This is a genomic window from Cupriavidus sp. FW306-1B-F12B (assembly GCF_058781795.1).
Genome location: NZ_JBYSXC010000006.1, coordinates 74,128 through 90,794, shown reverse-complemented (window position 1 = coordinate 90,794; position 16,667 = coordinate 74,128). Strand labels below are relative to the sequence as shown.

At 68.1% G+C, this 16,667-nt stretch carries 14 protein-coding genes and 1 tRNA gene; 4 read left to right on the top strand and 11 right to left on the bottom strand.

Translation table 11 applies throughout. From position 1 onward, the window contains the following. Nucleotides 1-51: 51 nt before the first annotated feature. The 4 genes from AC3WLE_RS12345 to AC3WLE_RS12330 all read right to left on the bottom strand — a co-directional run bounded on the left by AC3WLE_RS12345 (nucleotide 52) and on the right by AC3WLE_RS12330 (nucleotide 4,147). Nucleotides 52-711: an amino acid ABC transporter permease gene (locus AC3WLE_RS12345; RefSeq protein WP_492317466.1), complete on the bottom strand. Its 660-nt coding sequence runs from the start codon at nucleotides 709-711 to the stop codon at nucleotides 52-54. A 109-nt stretch (nucleotides 712-820) separates the two neighbouring features. Continuing rightward, the gene (locus AC3WLE_RS12340; protein ID WP_492351745.1) at nucleotides 821-1,630 is read right to left on the bottom strand and encodes a transporter substrate-binding domain-containing protein; all 810 of its coding nucleotides are present in this window, start codon (nucleotides 1,628-1,630) and stop codon (nucleotides 821-823) included. A gap of 200 nt (nucleotides 1,631-1,830) precedes the next feature. After that, nucleotides 1,831-2,742, bottom strand: coding sequence for a glutamate/aspartate ABC transporter substrate-binding protein (locus AC3WLE_RS12335; protein WP_492351744.1), 912 nt, complete (start codon nucleotides 2,740-2,742; stop codon nucleotides 1,831-1,833). A 121-nt stretch (nucleotides 2,743-2,863) separates the two neighbouring features. Beyond that, on the bottom strand, nucleotides 2,864-4,147 hold the full coding sequence (locus AC3WLE_RS12330) for a D-amino acid dehydrogenase (protein WP_492351768.1): 1,284 nt from the start codon (nucleotides 4,145-4,147) through the stop codon (nucleotides 2,864-2,866). Between the two features lie 126 nt (nucleotides 4,148-4,273). Between AC3WLE_RS12330 and AC3WLE_RS12325 the strand changes: the two genes are divergently transcribed. Next, nucleotides 4,274-5,254 (top strand): LysR substrate-binding domain-containing protein, encoded by a 981-nt coding sequence (locus AC3WLE_RS12325; protein WP_492356509.1) that lies wholly within the window; start codon nucleotides 4,274-4,276, stop codon nucleotides 5,252-5,254. An 82-nt stretch (nucleotides 5,255-5,336) separates the two neighbouring features. Beyond that, nucleotides 5,337-6,656: a polyamine export protein PaeA gene (gene paeA, locus AC3WLE_RS12320; protein WP_492317470.1), complete on the top strand. Its 1,320-nt coding sequence runs from the start codon at nucleotides 5,337-5,339 to the stop codon at nucleotides 6,654-6,656. On the opposite strand, the gene AC3WLE_RS12315 is transcribed toward paeA, so the two are convergent. The 6 genes from AC3WLE_RS12315 to AC3WLE_RS12290 form a co-directional block, all read right to left on the bottom strand. Further along, nucleotides 6,538-7,668 (bottom strand): phosphatase PAP2 family protein, encoded by a 1,131-nt coding sequence (locus AC3WLE_RS12315; protein ID WP_492356508.1) that lies wholly within the window; start codon nucleotides 7,666-7,668, stop codon nucleotides 6,538-6,540. The genes paeA and AC3WLE_RS12315 overlap by 119 nt on opposite strands. Beyond that, the gene (locus AC3WLE_RS12310) at nucleotides 7,661-8,590 is read right to left on the bottom strand and encodes a DUF1653 domain-containing protein (protein ID WP_492351742.1); all 930 of its coding nucleotides are present in this window, start codon (nucleotides 8,588-8,590) and stop codon (nucleotides 7,661-7,663) included. The genes AC3WLE_RS12315 and AC3WLE_RS12310 overlap by 8 nt, the downstream gene beginning before the upstream one ends. A 173-nt stretch (nucleotides 8,591-8,763) precedes the next feature. Then, nucleotides 8,764-8,853: transfer RNA gene (locus tag AC3WLE_RS12305), tRNA-Ser, on the bottom strand. Nucleotides 8,854-8,943: 90 nt separating this feature from the next. Continuing rightward, nucleotides 8,944-10,248 (bottom strand): serine--tRNA ligase, encoded by a 1,305-nt coding sequence (gene serS / locus AC3WLE_RS12300; protein ID WP_492356507.1) that lies wholly within the window; start codon nucleotides 10,246-10,248, stop codon nucleotides 8,944-8,946. Between the two features lie 126 nt (nucleotides 10,249-10,374). After that, nucleotides 10,375-11,742: a replication-associated recombination protein A gene (locus AC3WLE_RS12295; protein ID WP_492317685.1), complete on the bottom strand. Its 1,368-nt coding sequence runs from the start codon at nucleotides 11,740-11,742 to the stop codon at nucleotides 10,375-10,377. Nucleotides 11,743-11,811: 69 nt separating this feature from the next. Then, nucleotides 11,812-12,945, bottom strand: coding sequence for an ABC transporter ATP-binding protein (locus AC3WLE_RS12290; RefSeq protein ID WP_492317485.1), 1,134 nt, complete (start codon nucleotides 12,943-12,945; stop codon nucleotides 11,812-11,814). A gap of 121 nt (nucleotides 12,946-13,066) precedes the next feature. Here AC3WLE_RS12290 and AC3WLE_RS12285 point away from each other — a divergent pair, with 121 nt between their 5' ends. Both AC3WLE_RS12285 and AC3WLE_RS12280 read left to right on the top strand, forming a co-directional pair. Beyond that, a complete protein-coding gene (locus AC3WLE_RS12285; RefSeq protein WP_010812991.1) occupies nucleotides 13,067-14,710 on the top strand; it encodes an ABC transporter permease in 1,644 nt (547 codons plus the stop codon). A gap of 108 nt (nucleotides 14,711-14,818) precedes the next feature. Then, nucleotides 14,819-15,490: a hypothetical protein gene (locus AC3WLE_RS12280; protein WP_492356506.1), complete on the top strand. Its 672-nt coding sequence runs from the start codon at nucleotides 14,819-14,821 to the stop codon at nucleotides 15,488-15,490. A 31-nt stretch (nucleotides 15,491-15,521) separates the two neighbouring features. On the opposite strand, the gene AC3WLE_RS12275 is transcribed toward AC3WLE_RS12280, so the two are convergent. After that, complete coding sequence (locus AC3WLE_RS12275) at nucleotides 15,522-16,559, bottom strand: Fe(3+) ABC transporter substrate-binding protein (RefSeq protein ID WP_340523034.1); 1,038 nt, start codon at nucleotides 16,557-16,559, stop codon at nucleotides 15,522-15,524. Nucleotides 16,560-16,667 lie beyond the last annotated feature (108 nt).

The following is a 16,667-nucleotide window of genomic DNA, read 5'->3' as shown; positions in this document are numbered from 1 at the left end:
GATAAAAAAAAGCCAGCTCCGCGGAGCTGGCCTTTTTCTTTTGCGCGCCGATCAGTGGCGCCCGGGCAGCGACAAGCGCCGCTCCAGCATATGCTGCACGCCCGACAGCCCGGTGCTCAGCACCCAGTAGATCGCCGCTACCGCCAGGTACAGGGGCAGCGGCTGGTAGGTGGCCGCGATCACCTCCTGCGCAGTGCGCAGCAGCTCGGTCACGGTGATGACCGATACCAGCGAGGTGTCCTTGATCAGGCTGATCAGGCTGTTGGACAGGCTTGGCACCGCCAGCCGCAGCGCCTGCGGGCCGATCACGTAGCGCAGTGCCTGCACCGGCGTCAGGCCCAGGCTGTAGGCTGCCAGCCATTGGCCGCGCGACACGCCCAGGATGGCCCCGCGCATGCTCTCGGACAGGTAGGCGCCGACGTTCAGGCTCAGCGTCAGCACGCCCGCGGGGGTGGGCTCCAGCGCGATGCCGATGCCCGGCAGCCCGTAGTAGACGACAAAGATCTGCACCAGCAGCGGCGTGCCACGCATGATGCTGACGTAGGTGCGCGCCACCGCCTTGAGCACGCGGCTATGGCTGATGCCCATCAGCGCCACCACCGTGCCCAGCATCAGCCCGAACACCATCGACCACAACGCGAACTTGATGGTCAGCAGCGCGCCCTGCAGCAGCACGGGCATGGAGTCGATGACGAGTTGGAGAGCTGGCATAAGGAAGGCTGAGGCGTGAACAATGAACGCGTGGCGCAAATGGCAAACGGCGCGGCAGCCCTCTGGCCGCCGCGCCGCGACATGATACCGCCCGGCTTACTTCACAGGCTTACTTCACCGGCTTGGTCACATCGGTGCCGAACCACTTCACCGACAGCTTGTTGAGTGTGCCGTCTTTGCGCAGGTCATCCAGCGCATGGTTGATGGCCTGCGCAAACTTGGGATTGTCCTTGCGGAACGGGATGGCGACTTCCGAACCCGCACCCGGCACCACCGCGCCCGGGCGCAGCGGCAGGTTGGCCGTCTTGATCAGGTAGCCCACCATCAGCCGGTCATTGAGCGCGGCATCCACGCGCTGCGCCGCCAGGTCGCGCAGGTATTCGGGCGCGCCGGGGTAGGTCTTGACGTCGATGCCCGCCACGGACTTGGCCAGGTCGTTGTAGTTGCTGCCCAGGCTGACGCCGAGCTTGTGGCCCTTGAGCGCTTCCAGCGACTTGAACTCGCGCTTGTCATCCTTGCGCTGGATCAGCTGCGCTTCGGAGTAGACATAGGGCGTGGAGAAATCCAGCACCTGCTTGCGCTGCGCCGTGGCGGCAACCTGGTTGACGATGACATCGAACTTGCCGGCCTGCAGGCCGGCAATGATGCCGCTCCACTCGGTGGTGACGAACTCCGGCTTCACGCCCAGCTTGCCCGCCACCGCACGCGCCACGTCCACGTCAAAGCCTTCCAGCTCGTTCTTCGCGCCGCGGAAGCCGAACGGCGGATAGGTGCCCTCCAGGCCGATCCTGAGCACGCCGGCCTGCCTGACGGTATCGAGCAGGTCGGCGGCCTGCGCCGCGGTGGACGCCAGCCCGGCGCCGGCAAGCAGCGAGGCAGCCAGCAGGGATTTGAGCCAGCCAGTACGAATCGATCGCATATGTTCTCCAGTGGATGCGGATAAGCAGTATGGGGGGCAGACAGAGCCGGAGGCCGCTTGTGAGGGCCGCCGGCCAGTTGTGCTGCTATGAGCCTATATCGGCCTCAACACTACCGCAAACACTATCGAGCGCTAAATATTGATTCATTATGGCTAAATAACCACCGGACCTGATACGCCCCTGCGTTGGCGCCCTGCCCTTACTGGTAGGCCTTGTCGTTGGGCGCCGCGAACAGCGCCTTCATGTCGGCCGAGAGCGGGTAGTTCATGTTGATGCCGCGCGGCGGAATCGGCGACATGAACCACTTGTTGTACAGCTTCTCGGCACGGCCGCTGGTCTGCAGGTCTGCGATCACGCCATCGGCCAGCTTCTTGAACGAGGGATCGTCCTTGCGGAACATGCAGGCGTAGTTCTCGGTCTGCAGCGGCGCGCCGACCACCACCCAGTCGGCTGCGCTCTTGGCCTTGGTGCGCTCGCCGTACAGCAGCGGCTCGTCCATGACGAAGGCAGCGGCACGGCCGGTCTCCAGGATCAGGAAGGACTGGCCGTGGTCCTTGGTGCTGATCAGGTTCATGTTCATGGCCTTCTCGCCGTTCATCTTGACCAGCAGGCGCTCGCCGGTGGTGCCGGCGGTGGTGACCACATTGCGGTCCTTCAGGTCAGTGAACTCCTTCACGCCCGAATCCTTCCTGGTCAGCATCTTGATGCCGTAGACAAACATGCTGTTGGAGAACGCCACCTGCTTCTGGCGCTCCAGGTTGTTGGTGGTGCTGCCGCATTCGATGTCGATGGTGCCGTTCTGCACCAGCGGGATGCGGTTCTGCGAGGTGATCGGGGTCAGGCGCACCTGCAGGCCGGGCATCTTCAGTTCGCTCTTCACCTTGTCGACAATCTGCAGCAGGATCTCGTGCGAATAGCCCATGACCTCCTTGCCATCGGTGTATGAGAACGGGATCGACGATTCGCGATAGCCAAGCGAGATCACGCCGCTGTCCTTGATCTTCTTCAGCGTGTCGCCATCGGCGGCATGGGCGGCGCCGGCGGCCAGCAGCAGCGTGGCGGCCGCAAGCGCGCGGCGGGTCGCGGATCGGTGGGTGTGCAGTGATTGCATGTGGCGCTCCTTGTAGTGGGGCTTGGTCATTGAGGCATGTTTCGTGGACGGCGTCGTGGCTTGCGGACGCACGGGTACGGCATGAACCAACACTTGCCTGCGGCGCTAGCGGGACAGGACACTAGGCGCACACAGCATCAAAATCCTCTGCTTCGATGGCCGGACGGCGCCCTGCCAGCCGGTCGGCCAGCAGGCCGGCGCTGCCCATCGCCAGCGTAAAACCGAGTGCGCCGTGGCCCAGGTTCAGCCATAGCCCGGACACGCGCGACGGCCCCACCAGCGGCAGGCCGTCCGGCGTGGCCGGGCGCAGCCCGGCCCACGGCTGCAGCTGCGCCAGCGGCAGCTCGGGCACGATGCCCTCGAACAGCGCGCGTGTCTGTGCCACCAGCGTGCCGACCCGCTCCGGGTCGATGCGGGTGCCGCCGCGCACCAGGTCGGCCATGCCCGCCACCCGCAGTGTATTGCCGATGCGCGCGTAGACGATCTTGTTGGCAAAGTCCGTCACGCTGATATGCGGCGCGCGCGTGCCGCTGGCCAGCGGCACCGTGATGCTGTAGCCCTTGAGCGGCCACAGCATCGGCCGCACGCCCAGCGGGCGCAGCAGCGGCACGCTGCCGATGCCGCCGGCCACGATCACCACGTCGGCCGGCACCACGCCGCTGGCGGTCCGCACGCCGGTCACGCGCCCGCCCTGCTGCACCAGCTCTTGCACCACGGTGCCGAAGCGCATCGACACCCCGGCGTGCGCCCCGTCTTGCAGCAACCGTGCCAGCGACAGGCAGAAGCGGTGGCAGTCGCCCACTTCCTCGCTCGGCGTGTAGATGGCGCCGGCAATCTCGTTGCGGATGCCGGCCAGCGCGGGCTCCAGCGCCACGCAGGCATCGCGGTCCAGCGCCTGCTGCTCGCAGCCCAGGCTGGCCTGGTAGTCCAGCAGCCGGCAGGCCGCGTCGAACGCCGCCGCATCGCGGTGCACAACCAGTTTGCCGCGCCGCGCAAAATCGAAACCGGCGCCAACATCGTCATGCTGGTGCCGGGCCACGAAGGCCTGCATCAGGTCGCGTGAATAGAACCCCAGCCGCAGCAGCTTGCGCGTGGTGGCTTCACTGGTGGCGGCATTGCAGGCGCCCATGAAGGCTGCCAGCCAGCGCCACTGCGCCGGGTCGGCCGCGGGCCGGAAGCGCATCGGCGAATCGCGCCGCAGCAGCCAGCCCGGCACCTTGGCCATCACGCCCGGCCCGGCCAGCGGCGCCACATAGCTGTAACTGAGCTGCCCGCCATTGGCAAAGCTGGTCTCCTCGGCCGGCCCGTCGTGGCGCTCCAGCACCGTCACCTGGTGGCCGTCTTCGGCCAGGCGCCACGCCGTCGTCATGCCGACCACGCCGGCGCCCACGATCACTACCTGCATTGCCATCCCTTGATTGCTTTTTCCCGATCCGGCAAAGCGTAGTGCAGGCGGCGCGGATTGCCCAATGCGAATACGTGCCAGAATATGTCATCAGGCTATGGATGCCTGCCCGCTTCCCGGATTGCCATGCGCTTGCGCCAGATCGAAGTCTTCCGCGCCGTGATGCTGACCGGCACCGTCAGCGAGGCCGCGCGCCTGCTGCACGTGTCCCAGCCGGTGGTCACGCGCGTGCTGCAGCACGCCGAGGCCTCGCTCGGCTTTCGCCTGTTCGAGCGGGTGCGCGGCCGGCTGCAGGCCACGCCCGAGGCCAATGCGCTCTATGGCGATGTCGAAAGGCTATATGGCGAGATCGAGCGCGTGCGCCGGGTCTCGGAAAGCCTGCGCCACAAGGGCGCCGGGCGGCTGCGCGTGGCCGCCACCCCCAGCCTGGCCAACCCGCTGCTGGTGCCGGCGGTGCGGCGCTTCTGCGCGCGCCACCCGGACACGCAGGTGCAGGTGCTGACCCACCATACCGACGAGATCGTCGGGGCGCTGCTGGCCAACCAGATCGACCTGGGCTTTGCCTTTGCGCCGCCGGGCCACGAGGCCATTTCCAGCGAGCCGGTGGCCAGCGGCCGCATGCTGCTGGCGGTGCCGCGCGGCCAGCCGCTGCCCGCCGGCGGGCGCCGCCAGGTGGTGCCGATGCAGCGGCTGATGGAGCGCGCCTTCATCGGCTATGACGACAACAGCTCGCTCGGGCTGCTGGTGCGCCAGACCCTGGCCCGGCACGCGCTGGAGCCGCGCTCGACGCTGGAGGTGCAGACCTATTCGCTAGCGCTGGCCCTGGTCGATGCCGGGCTGGGCGTGACCCTGCTGGACCAGTACACCGCGCTCAGCGCCAGCCCGGAGCGCGTCGCGCTGCATGACGTGGCGCCGGTGCTGCCGTTCGAGATCCAGATGCTGCGCGCCAGCCACCGCGCCGGCTCCAGCCTCGCCGACGACCTGCGCGCGCAGTTTGCGCTGGCCGCCGCGGAACTGGCCGCAACGCTGCCGCAGCGGCTGGAAGCGCCAGCCGCCAGCTTTGACGCCACGCCCCGGAGCCGCGATCGGGGTCCGCCTGATGTCTGATTGATGTCCGATTGACAGCCGCGCGCGGCGTGCACCATCATCAAGCCGCCTGCAGGCACAACCTGCGTGCGCCAAACCGCCTATGTTCGTCCTGACCCTGATCGCCCTTGTCCTTGTCAGCGCCTTTTTCTCGGTCTCCGAGATCGCGCTGACCGCCGCGCGCCGCACCAAGCTGCAAGTCTTGTCGGAGCGCGGCGATGGCCGCGCCACGCGCGTGCTGCGGCTCAAGGAAGAGCCCGGGAATTTCTTCACGATCGTGCAGATCGGCGTCAACAGCGTGGCCATCCTGGCCGGTATCCTCGGCGAGAAGCATGTGTCGGACCTGCTGCTGGAAACGCTGTCGCCCTATATGCAGGTGATCCACGCCCAGCGCGTGGCCAATATCGGCTCGTTCCTGATCGTGACGCTGCTGTTTATCCAGTTCGCCGACCTGATCCCCAAGCGCATCGCCATGACCTTCCCCGAGCGCTGCGCGGTGGCGGTGATCGACCCGATGCTGACGCTGCTGCGCGTGCTCAAGCCGCTGGTCTGGATCTTCAACGCCGCCGCCGATGCCACGCTGCGGCTGCTGCGCCTGCCGACCAAGCCGGTCGACCAAATCACCACCGAGGACATCGCCGCGATGGTCGATGCCGGCGCCGAAGCCGGCGTGCTGCACAAGCATGAACTCCACCTGATCGAGAACGTGTTCGAGCTCGAGTTCAAGAGCATTACCGCGATCATGACGCCGCGCGACGACGTGGTCTACCTGAGTCTCGACGAACCCGCCGACAGCGTGCGCCGCAAGCTGGTCAACCAGCCGCACGCGCAATACCCGGTGTGCGGGCACGACCTCGACGACGTGCAGGGCTATATCGATTCCAAGGACATCCTGCAGCTGCTGCTGGCCGACGAGAGCGCCACCGTGATCAACAATATCGGCCGCCACCACGACAAGAACGTGCTGGTGATCCCCGACACGCTGACCCTGTCCGAGGCGCTCACGCGCTTCCGCGAGATGCACCAGAACTTTGCCGTGGTGATGAACGAATACGGGCTGGTGGTGGGCGTCGTCACGCTGGACGATATCGTCGGCGCGCTGATGGGAGACATCCTGTATTCCAGCGAGGACGAGCAGATCGTGCGGCGCGACGACAGCTCCTGGCTGGTCGACGGCCTCACCCCGCTGGTGGACCTGAAGAAGGCGCTGGATCTGGACACCCTGCCCGGCGAGGACTATGTCGACACCGCGGCCGGGCTGGTGATCTATTCGCTCAAGCGCATCCCGAAGAAATCCGAGTCGATCACCGTGGCGGGCTATCGCTTCGAAGTGCTGGACATCGACCATCACAAGATCGACCAGCTGCTGGTGTCGCGCCTGCCGCAGGCGCCGGAAGCCGAAGCGCCAGCACGGCTGGCGTAGGCGCGACGGCCTGCCGGTAGCGCTCCAGCGTATCCGGCAGCCGGAACCACGCCACATAGCTGAACGCCACCACCACCGCTGCCGCCGCCACCGCGCCCAGCCGCCATGGCGCCACCGATTCCTTCGGCGCCGGCACGTGCAGCGTGCGGTAAGCCGTGCCGAGCAGCGCGATCCATGCCAGCCCCAGCGCATAACCTGCAGCGACGTCCGACAGCCAGTGCATGCCCAGGTACAGCCGCGATACCCCGATCGCCGCCACCGCCACCACGGTCAGTGCCAGCACCGGGATGCGCACGCGCCACGGCTGGCGCAGGCACATCAGGAAGGCCAGGAAGCCATAGGTGACCATGCTGCTGGTGGCGTGTCCGCTGGGGAAGGAATACGATTCCAGGCCGCTGTAGATGCTGGCCGGGCGCACGCGCGCCATGCCCAGCTTGAGCGCCATCACGCAGGCGCGCGCACCCAGCAACGCGGCGGCCCAGTACAGCGCCACGGTCCAGGCGCGCCGCCAGCACAGCCACGCGAACACCGCCACGCCCACCGCCAGGGAAATGCGCGCGCCGCCCAGTTCGGTCACGGCAACCATCGCGATGTCGAGCCAGTCGGTGCGCAGGGCACGCAGCCATGCAAACACGATCTGGTCGATGCGCACCACGCCCCCCCTTTCGGCGACCTCGCCGGCCAGCCAGAACAGGGCGCTGCCGCAGGCCAGCAGCACGGCACCGGCCAGCAGCACCACCAGCAGCTCGGCCATGTCGCGTTCGAGCACGCGCAGCGTGAGCGTGCTCAGCCGGCGCGGCTGTGCGGCCACGCGCGCGGACAGCGCGCCGCCCCCCCACACGCGCCACCGGTCCAGCCAGCGCACCACCGGCCGCAACAGCGCCACCAGCAGCGGCACCAGGCTCAGCAGCAGCACCGTCACCAGCGTGAACAGCGCCAGCAGCCCGAGCGCCGTGCCCGGCGTGAGCCAGGCCTCGGCGAAGGCGCTCGCGCGTGCCGGCACGTCAATCACGGGACGCGCCCGCGGCGCCGACGATGCGGGCGATATTGGCGCGAGCCGGCGCCTCGCAGTCGGCAAAGGCGTCGGTCAGGAAGAGTCGCGGGCGCTGCGCCAGCTTGCCCAGGAACGCCGCGCGGCGGCGCATGAATTCAGTCTCCAGCGCCTCCCCCTTGAGACCGGTGCGCGCGGCCAGCAAGGCGCGGTTCTCGGCGAACACGTCCTGGCTATGGGCATCGAGCATTTCCGGCGCCGCGGCCAGCCTGAGCAGGTCGAGATCGAGCACGGTGTCGGCGCCGGCAATGCTCGGGCCATGGCCGCGCGTATCGAGCACGATCTGCGCGGCACGGTCCAGCACCGCGCGGTCCTCGCCGGGCGCCACCGTTTCGATCAGCGCGGCTGAGGCGGCTTCGTTGTGCTCGCATCCCGCCACATAGACCGCGTCGTGGCACAGCACCGCCAGCGCCTGCGCGCGGTCCAGCGCAATGCCGCGCACGTGGGCGGTCTCGAACATCTCCAGGATATGGCGGCGGTCGTGGTAGTGCCGGTACGGCGTGTCGTGCAGCGCCAGCACATCGAGCACCGCCTGGCGCGGCAGGAAGTCCAGGCAGGCCAGCGCCGCGGGCCAGGCGGGCGCAAAGCGCGGCACCTCGCCCTGCGGCGTGGCCACCGGTTCGCTGAACACATCGGAGCGGCGCACCCACAGCAATGAGGGATCGCGCATCGCGCGATAGACCACCACCGGCGCGAGATCGGCCTCGAAGCGGCCGATGCCGACTGCCGTGTAGGCGCCGCCCTTGTAGTGTCGGTACGGCATGCCGGCGACCAGGTTGGGGTCGGCCGGCAGTTCGGCCGGATCGCCGTGGAAGACCGGTGCTGGGGGTTGGCTGGCGGGTGGCTGTGTCATGGTGCGGCATCCTGCGTTGCGGATCGCCATGATAGTGCACCTGGCAGTGCGTCCGGTATGGAGGCCGGTGCGGCGGCCCATGCCCGCCGCATGAAAACCGGCCGCGGAAAAAACAAAACCGACGCGCACTGTCGTGGGCGTCGGCCTGAGTTTTACTACACTGTTGTTGCCTGCCGGTGGTCGATTCCGACAGCTTCTTGTTTTGGCGGAGAGGGTGGGATTCGAACCCACGGTACCGTCGCCGGTACGCCTGATTTCGAGTCAGGTACATTCGACCACTCTGCCACCTCTCCGGTAACTTGTTGCCGTGTGGCGAAACCAAGATTATAGCCATGTCCGGCCAGCCGATGCAATAGGCTGGCAGCGGATTTTTTCGGTTCGCTTTACAGCTCCGGTTCCAGGCGGGTGATGCCGCCCATGTACGGCTGCAGCGCGGCCGGCACCGTGACCGAGCCGTCTGCGTTCTGGTAGTTCTCAAGGATCGCCACCAGCGTGCGGCCCACGGCCAGCCCGGAGCCGTTGAGGGTGTGCACCAGCTCCGGCTTGCCCTGCCCCGCGCGCATGCGCGCCTGCATGCGGCGCGCCTGGAAGTCGCCCATGTTCGAGCACGAGCTGATCTCGCGGTAGGTGTTCTGCGCGGGGATCCACACTTCGAGGTCGTAGGTCTTGGTGCTGCCGAAGCCCATGTCGCCGGTGCACAGCACGATGGTGCGGAACGGCAGCCCCAGCTTCTTCAGGATTGCCTCGGCGTGGCCGGTCAGTTGTTCCAGCGCCTCGAACGACTGCGCGGCCGGCACCACCTGCACCAGCTCGACCTTGTCGAACTGGTGCTGGCGGATCATGCCGCGCGTGTCCTTACCGTACGAGCCGGCCTCCGAGCGGAAGCACGGCGTATGCGCGACAAAGCGCAGCGGCAGCTTCTCGCCGGCGACGATGGCGTCGCGCACGATATTGGTCAGCGGCACCTCGGCGGTCGGGATCAGGTAGAAGTTCTCGATGCGCTCGCCGTCTTCGCTGCCGACCTTGCGCGGCACCTTGAACAGGTCTTCCTCGAACTTGGGCAGCTGGCCGGTGCCGCGCATCGAGGCGGCGTTGACCATGTACGGCACGTACATCTCGGTGTAGCCGTGTTCCTGCGTATGAGTGTCGAGCATCAGCTGGACCAGCGCACGGTTCATGCGCGCCAGGCCGCCACGCAGCATCGAGAAGCGCGAACCGGTGACCTTGACCGCGGTGTCGAAGTCCAGGCCCAGCTTCTCGCCCACGTCGACGTGGTCGCGCACGGCGAAATCGAACTGGCGCGGCTCGCCCACGCGGCGCACTTCGACGTTCTGGGTTTCGTCATTGCCCACCGGCACGCTTTCATGCGGCAGGTTGGGGATGGCCAGCATCAGCTCGGCCAGGTGCGCCTGGATCTCGTCCAGCCGCGCGGCCGAGGCCTTGAGCGTGTCGCCGATGCCGCCCACTTCCGCCATCACGGCCGAGGCGTCCTCGCCCTTGCCCTTGAGCATGCCGATCTGCTTGGACAGGCTGTTGCGGCGGGCCTGCAGTTCCTCGGTCTGGGTCTGCAGTTGCTTGCGTTCGGCCTCAAGTGCCTGGAACGCCGCAACGTCGAGTTGGTAGCCGCGCGTGGCAAGGCGTTGCGCCACGGCGTCGATGTCTTTGCGGAACAGCTGGATGTCGAGCATGTTGCTTTGGTGAAGTGCAGGGCCAGCGACATGCCGGCGGACCCGCCATTTTACTGCACCGGCCCCGTCCGGCGCGAACCGGGCGATGCCAGGCCAGAGGGCCGTGTCGCCGGCTCACGCCACCGCTCACTCCCCGCCCTTGCCGCCGTCCTTTGCCTTGGCCACGCGCTGCTCGCGATGCCAGGCGGCATCCAGCTCGCGCAGGTGGCGCAGCTTCTCGGCAATCTTGCCCTCCAGCCCGCGCGGCACCGGCTGGTACCAGTCCTGGGCCTTGAGGTCGTCCGGGAAGTAGTGCTCGCCGGCGGCGTAGGCCTCGGGCTCGTCGTGCGCGTAGCGGTAGGCGTGGCCGTGGCCAAGCTCCTTCATCAGCTTGGTCGGCGCGTTGCGCAGGTGCACCGGCACCGCGCGCGACTTGTCCTTGCCGACGAAGGCGCGAGCCGCGTTGTAGGCGTTGTAGCCGGCGTTGGACTTGGGCGCCACGGCCAGGTAGATCAGGGCCTGGCCCAGCGCCAGCTCGCCCTCGGGCGAGCCAAGGCGCTCATAGGTCTCGGCCGCGTCCAGCGTGATGCGGGCGGCACGGGGATCGGCCAGGCCGATATCCTCCCACGCCATGCGCACGATGCGCCGCGCCAGGTAGCGCGGGTCGGCGCCGCCGTCGATCATGCGGCAGAACCAGTACAGCGCCGCGTCCGGGTCCGAGCCGCGCACGGACTTGTGCAGCGCGCTGATCTGGTCGTAGAAGGCGTCGCCGCCCTTGTCGAAGCGGCGCAGGTTTTCCGACAGCGCGCTGCCCAGCAGCGCGGTATCGATCTGCGCGGCGCGGGCGGTGCGCGCGGCGCGCGCCACGATCTCGATATTGTTCAGCAGCTTGCGCCCGTCGCCATCGGCCGAGGCCACGATCAGCTGCAGCGCTTCATCCTGCCAGCTCAGGTCGCCCGCCTGTGCGCCAAGTTCTTCGCTGGCGCGCAGCGCCAGCTGGGTCAGCTCGGCATCGTCCAGGCTCTTGAGCACATAGACCGCCGCGCGCGACAGCAAGGCGCCGTTGACTTCGAACGAGGGGTTCTCGGTGGTGGCGCCGATAAAGGTGAAGAGCCCGCTTTCCACATGCGGCAGGAAGGCATCCTGCTGGCTCTTGTTGAAGCGATGGACCTCGTCGACGAATACCAGCGTGCGCCGCCCGTGCGCGCGGAACTGCTCGGCGCGCTCGACCGCCTCGCGGATGTCCTTGACCCCCGACAGCACCGCCGACAGCGCGATGAACTCGGCGTCGAAGGCACTGGCCATCAGCCGCGCCAGCGTGGTCTTGCCCACGCCCGGGGGGCCCCACAGGATCATCGAATGCGGCTCGCCGGACTCGAACGCCACGCGCAGCGGCTTGCCCGCACCGAGCAGGTGCTGTTGCCCGATCACCTCGTCGATGGTGCGCGGGCGCAGGCGCTCGGCCAGCGGTTGCCGGGAACGGTCGGGAGTATCGGAAAACAGCGTGTCCGCCACGGTATTCAAGCCTTGTGAATGCAGAACGCCACAGTGTAGACCATCGGCGCCCTGCCCCTGCGTGGCAGGCTAGGCGGCAAATGCCACCACGTCCTCGATCTCGACACGGATGCCGATGCGCTCGCCCACGGCATGGTTGTGGTGGGACGGCACCAGCGCCAGCACGCGGCCGCCGCTGGCCAGGCGCAGCGTGTACAGGATCTCGGCGCCGCGGAAGGCCTTGTGGACCACCTCGGCGCGCATCGGGCTGGCGTCGTCGTGGACGATGTCATCGGGGCGCACCAGCACGTCGACGGCGGCGCCGGCGGGCAGCGCCAGCGGCGCCGCGGGGCGCAGCAGGCCCAGTTCCAGTTCAATCTCCGCGGTCCCGCGCAACCGCCCCGCCATCAGCACGCCCTGCCCGATAAAGCCCGCGACAAAGCGCGATGTCGGCCGGTGGTAGAGGTCGTGCGCGCTGCCCCACTGCTCGATCACCCCGTCGTGCATGACGCCGATCTCGTCGGCCATGGCAAAGGCCTCGTGCTGGTCGTGGGTGACCAGGATCGCGGTGGTGCCCTGCGCCTTCAGGATCGCGCGCACCTCCAGGCTCAGGCGTTCGCGCAGGTCGACGTCGAGGTTGGAGAACGGCTCGTCGAGCAGCAGCAGCTCCGGGCGCGGTGCCAGCGCGCGCGCCAGCGCCACGCGCTGCTGCTGGCCGCCGGACAGCTCATGCGGATACTTGCGGCCCGCGCCGGCCAGTCCGACCAGCTGCAGCACCTCGTCCACGCGCGCCGCGCGCCCGGCGCGGCTGGCCCGCACCAGGCCGAAACCCACGTTGGCCGCCACGTCCAGGTGCGGGAACAGCGCATAGTCCTGGAACACCATGCCGATGCGGCGCTGCTCCGGCGCCAGCATCGCCCCGGACGACGACACGACCTGCCCGTCCAGCACGATGCGGCCATCCTGCAGCGGCTCGAAACCGGCGATGGCGCGCAGCACCGTGGTCTTGCCGCAGCCGCTGGGCCCCAGCAGGCAGGCGATATTGCCGCGCGCCACCGAGAACGACAGCCCCTTGACCACCACATGGCGGCCAAAAGCGTGACGGATCTGGTCGACCTCGATGACAGCGGCGCCAGCGCCAGTGACGTCAGCAACGCCTGCGCGGGTCGCCGGCCGGCTGCGGGCCTGGGCGCCGGGCAAGCGTGAATAGGAATCGGTTCGCATGTGCGCATTATAGGGACGCGGCCGGGGCCGGGAGCGCCTTTCGGGGCAAATGCGTGCCCCACATTGCTAGAATGCGGCAGCCCGCACGCTGTGCGCGGCACTTCCGCCCACTTTCCGACGCATGCTCCTGTCCAGCCGCCGCCGCTTCCATCCCCTGACCCTGGCCACCCTGGTGATGGCGCTGCTGATCGCCGTGCCGGTGCTGGTGATCGCCTCGGCAGTGCTGCTGCCTGCCGGCGACACCTGGCGCCACCTGATCGACACGGTGCTGGCGGAATACGTGCTCAACACCGTCTGGCTGCTGTGCGGCGTCGCCGTGGGCGTATTGCTGCTGGGGGTGACCACCGCCTGGCTGGTATCGACCTACCGTTTCCCGGGCCACGCCGTGATGGAATGGGCGCTGGTCTTGCCGATGGCGATGCCCGCCTACGTGATCGCCTATGCCTACACCGACGCGCTGCAGTTTGCCGGGCCGGTGCAGGGCTGGCTGCGCGAGCTGACCGGCTGGAAGGCGCGCGAGTACTGGTTCCCGGATATCCGCTCGCTGGGCGGCGCCATCGCCCTGTTCTCGCTGGTGCTGTACCCCTACGTCTACCTGACCGCGCGCGCCGCCTTCCTGCAGCAGACCCAGAACACGCTGGAAGCCGCGCGCCTGCTCGGCCACGGCACCTGGAGCCGGCTCTGGCGCGTGGTGCTGCCGCTGGCGCGTCCCGGCATCGTTGCCGGCACCGCGCTGGCAATGATGGAAACGCTGGCCGACTTCGGCACCGTCGCCTACTTTGCCATCCCGACTTTCTCCACCGGCATCTACCGCGCCTGGTTTTCGCTTGGCGACAAGAACGCCGCGGCGCAGCTGTCGGCATGCATGCTGCTGTTCGTCGCCGCCATCCTGCTGATGGAGCGCGCCAGCCGCGGCCGCGCGCAGGTCTACGGCAACCAGCGCCGCGCCGTGGCCTGGACGCTGGACGGCGCGCGCGGCTGGCTGGCGCTGGCTGTATGCATGGTGCCGGTGCTGCTGGGCTTCCTGATTCCCGCGCTGATGCTGTGCCGCATGGCCTTCACCGACGGCGATGCGCAGTTCGGCGCGCGCTTTGTCGGGCTGGTGCGCAACAGCTTCCTGCTGGCCAGCGCCACCGCGCTGGCCGCGGTGACGGTCGCGCTGGCAGTGGGCTACGCCGCGCGCGCGGCCAACGGCAAGCGCAGCTGGCTGATGCGCGGCCTGACGCGGCTGTGCGGCATGGGTTATGCGCTGCCGGGCTCGGTCATTGCCGTGGGCGTGCTGGTGCCGGTGGCGCGGCTAGACAACGCGCTGTCGGCCTGGCTGCAGCAGCAGTTCGGGCTCTCGGTGGGGCTGCTGCTGACCGGCGGCATCGCCGCGCTGGTCTATGCGCTGCTGGTGCGCTTCCTGGGCGTGGCGCTGCAGACCGTCAATGCCGGGCTGGGCAAGATCACGCCCAGCATGGATGCGGCCGCGCGCAGCCTCGGCCACGGCCCCGGCGCCACGCTGCGGCGCGTGCATTTCCCGATGCTGCGCGGCAGCCTGCTGACCGCGGCACTGATCGTCTTTGTCGACGTGATGAAGGAGTTGCCGGCCACCTTCGTGATGCGCCCGTTCAACTTCGACACGCTGGCCGTGCAGGCCTACAACCTCGCTGCCGACGAGCGCCTGACCGAGGCCGCCACCGCCTCGCTGGTGATCGTAGCCGTGGGCCTGCTGCCGGTGATCGTGCTCTCGCGCACGATCCGGCGCGAAGCGCAGCGCTGAGCCTCCCGCGCTTCTTGCCCTAAAGTCGCGCCGCAACGCGCCGATAGCCTTTTATGGCCCGGCGTCCGCCCGGGAGCGAACAGCGGCATGCCTGCCGCGCAAGAACCTATGCTGCGATATCACATCCTGCTGTTCAAGTTGAACCGGCTCAGCCGCAACAAGCTGAGCGGCGTGGAAGAAGTCTCGCTGGCCGGCCAGTTGGCGGAGAAGGTCAATTCGGCCGACACGGCCGCGCGCGTCATCGCCGACCTGTTCGATCACGCCAACCCGCAGGTGCGCCGCATCGCGCTCAACGCGATCCGCCGCGCGCGGCAGTTCTCGTCGCCCGAACTGCAGCCCGCGCTGGTGCGCCGCATGGCCGATGCCGAAGCGGTGCTGCGCCATGACGCCGTCTGGATCGTGCAGGAAACCCGGATGGATGGCGCCGAACTGCGCGCCGCGCTGCGCCGCCTTGCCGGCAAGGTGCAGCTGCCTTGGGACGCCGAGCGTGCCCGCGCCAATCCCGGCGACATCGCGCTGGCGGCGCAGGTGCGCGCACGCATGGCATTGGACAAGCTGCTGGAAAAGAGTGCGGCGCAGCGCAACCAGGCGCTGGCCGCGATGGCGCTGGGCGGGACGCCAGACCAGCCTTATGCGGAAGGCACGGTCGGACACAAGGGCCTGCTGCACCGGGCGCTGGTACGGCGCCAGGCGGGGCGGCGGCTCAACAGCAGCGTGAAGCTGACGTTCCGCAAGGTCGAGCCGACCGAGGGGACGGGGAACAAGCGGTTCCTGCTGTAGCAAGAACCGCTACTGCAAAGGCCGTGGCGGCTTACTTGAAGCCGGCGCGGTCCACCAGCTTCTGTGCCTGCGGCTGGTACTTGCCCAGTTCGGCCACGTTGATGGTGTCGGACTTGAACGTGCCCAGCGCTTCCAGCGCCGGGTTGCTGACCTTCACGCCCTGCACCACCGGCCACTCGTTGTTGCCGTCGGCAAAGTAGCGCTGAGCCTCGTCGCTGGCCAGGTACTCCAGGAACTTGACCGCCGCTTCCTTGTTGGGCGCATGCTTGAGCATGCCGCCGCCCGAGACGTTCATGTGCACGCCCTGGCTCGACTGGTTCGGCCACAGCACGCCCAGCTTGTCGGCCACGGCTTTGTCTTCCGGCTTGGTCGACTTCAGCAGGCGCGCGATGTAGTAGGTGTTGGCGATGGCCACGTCGCACTCGCCGGCGGCAACCGCCTTGAGCTGGTCGGTGTCGCCGCCCTTGGGCACGCGCGCCAGGTTGGCGGCCACGCCGCGCGCCCACTGCTCGGTGCGTGCCTCGCCATCATGGGCGATCAGGCTGGAGACCAGCGACAGGTTGTAGACATGGCCGCTGGAACGCGTGCAGACCTTGCCCTTCCACTTGGGATCGGCCAAGTCTTCATAGCTGGCGATATCGCCGGCCTTGACCGCGGTCTTGTTGTAGGCGATCACGCGGCCGCGCGCCGAGAAGCCGAACCATTCGCCATTGGGGTCGCGATAGTTGGCCGGGATGCGCGATTCCAGCGCCTTCGACTTTACCGGCGCAAACACGCCAGCCTGCTGGGCGCGCCACAGGCGGCCGATATCCACCGTGATGAACACGTCCGCCGGGCTGTTGGCACCTTCATTGCGGATGCGCTCCAGCAGCGGGTCTTCCTGGCCTTCGATGCGGTTGATCTTGATGCCGGTCTGCTTGGTGAAGTTGGCGTACAGCGCTTCGTCCGTCTGGTAGTGACGCGCGGTGTAGAGGTTGAGCACCTTTTCCTGCGCCGCCGCGGCGAGCGGCAGGGTCAGCAGGGCCAGCGCCGCAGCGCGCGGCAGCAAGGTTCGGATAGTGGTCTTCACGCGGTTGGCTCCCCAGCATGGTTTGGGCAGCCGCCGGGGACCCGAGGCCGCCCGGTTATTGGATTCCGGTCAGCGGGAAACAATATTGATTCTTGTTCAGGCGGTCAA